The organism is Synechococcus sp. R3-13 (genome assembly GCF_047462195.1).
Lineage (GTDB): Bacteria > Cyanobacteriota > Cyanobacteriia > Thermostichales > Thermostichaceae > Thermostichus.
The window spans coordinates 1-3,572 of the sequence record NZ_JANSIO010000510.1 but is presented as its reverse complement, the minus strand read 5'-3'; the positions used below and the strand labels follow the sequence as shown (position 1 = coordinate 3,572).

The window sequence follows — 3,572 nt, the reverse complement described above, 5'->3', positions numbered from 1 at the left end:
TATCCTAACATAAGATCAACACGACCTAGCAAAGACATTGGGGAATACAAGCAGGTTCCTTAAACTTTGTAAATTCTTGTGAATTCCAGCTCAATTCCAGCTTTTTCCTTTGCTTGATCATGTAGCGGGGCTTGGCTTCCTAGAAGGGCAAGAATTAGAGACGGGAGAAAATCCGCCGCTCAAATTTCAGCCCCAGCCAGATTACCCCGATCCCACAGGCCACCAACACCGCCGACTTGGCCAACAGGCCGGTTGGGTACTCGAAAAAGCGGGTCAGCACCACCAGGGTTAGCCCCAACAGTCCCTGCCAGAAGCGCCCCCGCCGCCCTTGCTGTAGCCCTTCCCAGCAGAGCACTGCTGACAGCCCCAGCAACAGCAAGGTCACTATCCAGGGGGCAAAGAGGACCAAGGCTGCTCCTGCCGTCACGTTCAAAGGCACAGCGCTGCCGATCCCCAGCAAAAGCGCCAAGGCAACCAGAGAAATCAGAACAGCAGCATCCTTCAGCCAAGACGAAACGGGCTGGGATCTCTTCTCCTGCCAACCCTGCCACCAGCCCCAGCCCGTCAGCAGCAGCAACCCCACTGCCGACAAGCTCGCCCAGGGATCCCCAACGTTCCAGAGGGGATCCTCGGAAAGATCGACCCACGTCCCGACAAAGCTCCAGACATAGAGCAGGACACCCAGCCCCAGCAGAGCCAAGTTCTGGGCTGTCGGGGCCAAATCCAAGCCTTGCTCCAGCTCGCCGGGAAGCTCTGGATCCCTTCCTTCAGTTAAAACCCGGCTTAGCCAAGGCTTATGGCGTTGGTGCCACAGACCCAACCCCCACACAACTGCAACACCAAGCAGATGCAAAAGGGTTAAACCTTGGAAAGAGCTGCCCAAACGCTCGGCTAACCCTTGCAACGCCAGGCCAAAGTTCACCACGGCCAGGGCAAAAACCCAGCGAGAGCAACACCAATAGGCCAGAGGAACCAGCAGGCCCAGGGTCAACCAAGGATAGAGGAAGTTGACAGTCCCCCAATCCCAGAAGTCGGCTACCATCCCCAAGCCCAGCAGAAGGCAGGCCAGTACACCACTGGGGCTGTGACGCAAGCTGTAGGCCATGGCCAAACCGCCCATCCCCCAGGCCCAAAACAAGCCTGCCGCAGATCCCCCAAGCTGAACCCACTGCGCCATCAGGCCAATACAGGCTCCCAGGGTCAGTTCACCGGCTATCAGCAGGGCGCTGCCCAGCCGTCGGGATCCCTGCTGCCAAACCTGGAAGCCAGCCACCTGCAGCCCTACCATGAGGGCCAAGCACCCCCAGGCTCTTGCCCAGCGGGGAATGGCAGCCCAGTTGGCCGCCACAAAGGAGATCACCCCTAGGCCCACCAGAACTGCGCCAAACAGCAGCAGCACCAGGGCAAATCGCCCGCCGGCTGAGCGTTGCAAACTCTCCAGTTGGTAATACTCCCGCAGGCGATCCCGTTGGGCAGGTTCGATCAACCCCTGCTCCACCCAGGTGTTCAGCAGGTCGGCCAGTTGGCGGCGGAAACGCTCGCCGGGGTAGGGGGGGCGGGGAGAGGTCATGGCGGGATCCCGACAAGCGAAAGGAGGCTCGGGCGTTAAAGGAGTGGGATCGCTGAGGCGATTATAGTCCCTCACCCCTGGCTCCTCTCCCAGACGGAGAGGGGAGAGTAGCCTGAAGCACCCGCTGCAACACCTCTTGATAGCCAGCCACCGGATCCCCCAGATCAAAGCGAAAGAGATCTTTATCCAGCACCCGCGGCTCAGATCCCCCCCGATCCCAAAGACGGCAGGTATCGGGGCTAATCTCGTCGGCTAGCAGGATCTCTCCCTTCTCGTCCAGGCCAAACTCCAGCTTAAAGTCCACCAACTCTAGGCGGCAGCTTCGCCAGAAAGCCTGCAGATGGTTGTTGATGGCCAAAGCCAGGGATCCCAAGCGCTCCACCTGCTCCGGCGTGGCCAGCTGCAATAGGCGGATGTGATCTGGGGTCACCAAGGGATCCCCCAAGGCATCGTTTTTGTAATAGAACTCCACCAGCGGCGGCTCGATGGGAAGGCCCTGCTCCAGGCCCAGCCGTCGGCAGAGGCTACCCGCTGTGCGGTTGCGCACCACCACTTCCAAAGGCAGGATGTGCAAGGCTCGCACCTGCATCTCGGTGGGGCCGGTTTGGGCCAAGAAATGGTTGGGGATCCCTTGCTGCGCCAGGTAGGCAAACACATGGCTGGAGACGGTGCAATTCACCTCTCCCTTGCCGGCGATGGATCCCCGCTTTTGGGCGTTGAAGGCCGTGGCGTCGTCTTTGTATTGGCAAAGATAAACCCTGGGATCGGCAGTGCGGTAGATGCGCTTGGCCTTGCCCTCGTAGAGCAGCTCTTGGGGGGAGAATGGCATACGCTAACCCCTAGTATCCGGCCAGCCGTCCGCGGATCCCTTGCCAGAAGGTGATGGCCAAGATGCGCAGATCCAGCCACAGCGACCAGTTTTGCACATAGTAGAGATCATACTGGGTGCGGCGGGCAATGCTGGTATCTCCCCGCAGGCCGTGGATCTGGGCCCAGCCGGTGAGGCCACTTTTTACCAAATGCCGATCCGGATACTTGGGGATCTCCTGGCTAAACTGCTCGACAAAGTAGGGCCGCTCTGGGCGGGGGCCCACTAGGCTCATTTCCCCTTTCAGGACGTTCCACAGTTGGGGCAGCTCGTCCAGGTTGGTGCGGCGCAAAAAGGCTCCTATCTTGGTTCGGCGCGGATCCCCGGGGCGCGTCCAGCCCGGCTGGCCGGCTGCCTCAGCATCCACTCGCATGGTGCGGAACTTGGCAATCCAAAAGCGACGCCCGTCCAAGCTCACCCGCTCTTGCCAATACAGAATGGGGCCAGGACTGCTGCAGGCTACCAGCAGGGCAATAATCAAAAACAGAGGGCTAAGCAAGATCAGGCCCAGGGAAGCTCCTAGGATGTCTACAGCTCGCTTGAGGAACCGGTTGTGGGCGTAGCGCAAAGGGGGCTGACGCAGAGTTAGCAGAGGGATCCCGTCGAGAGACTGCAGGCTGAAGTTTACCGTTAAAAAACTTAAGATATCCGGCACCAAGCGCACCTGCACCGACAATGTTTGCAAACTGAGCAACAGAGGAGCAGTTGCCAGCTCCGGTTGCCCAAACCACACCTCCTGCACTTCTGGGTGGGCTTGCAGATAGGCGATCAAATGGACCAGATCCAGACGCTCAAGAGCCGACCAGGAAGGCTCAAGCTGACTGCACAAGCAGGAGAGGGTTCCTCGGGATGAGCCGGACAGAGTCCTGTCGGCAGACTCAACCCCGCCAGAGGTAGGGCGGGCGGTGTTTAGTACTGGATATGAATCTTGACAGGGATCCCCATTTTGAGATGGGGGATCTTCCTCAAAAGAGCCTTGCTCTACGCCTGCCCAGGCGACTACCTGGAAGCCCAACTGCGGGGATCGCTGCAATCGCTCCAACACTTCCGCCAACACCGACCAGGATCCCACCCAGATGACCTGCCGCCGACCGTAGCCCCTAGAGCACAACCAGCCCATGCCCAGCCGCAACC

At 59.7% G+C, this 3,572-nt stretch carries 3 protein-coding genes; all 3 read right to left on the bottom strand.

Going from position 1 to position 3,572, the window contains the following annotated elements:
• Window positions 1-154 precede the first annotated feature (154 nt).
• Entirely contained in the window at window positions 155-1,645 is a 1,491-nt protein-coding gene (locus tag NW856_RS14010; RefSeq protein WP_414400737.1) for a DUF2157 domain-containing protein, read from the bottom strand.
• Window positions 1,632-2,399 carry a phosphoribosylaminoimidazolesuccinocarboxamide synthase gene (gene purC, locus NW856_RS14005; protein WP_414400736.1) on the bottom strand — a complete coding sequence of 256 codons (768 nt, stop codon included), beginning with the start codon at window positions 2,397-2,399 and terminating at the stop codon, window positions 1,632-1,634. Before purC ends, NW856_RS14010 begins: the two co-directional genes overlap by 14 nt.
• Window positions 2,400-2,409: 10 nt before the next feature.
• Window positions 2,410-3,572: exopolysaccharide biosynthesis polyprenyl glycosylphosphotransferase (locus NW856_RS14000; protein WP_414400735.1), on the bottom strand; the 1,163-nt coding region annotated here is incomplete at its 5' end.

Excerpts from the sequence above, each read along its gene's own strand:
- purC (WP_414400736.1), bottom strand. The coding sequence starts at position 2,399 with ATGCCATTCTCCCCCCAAGAGCTGCTCTACGAGGGCAAGGCCAAGCGC.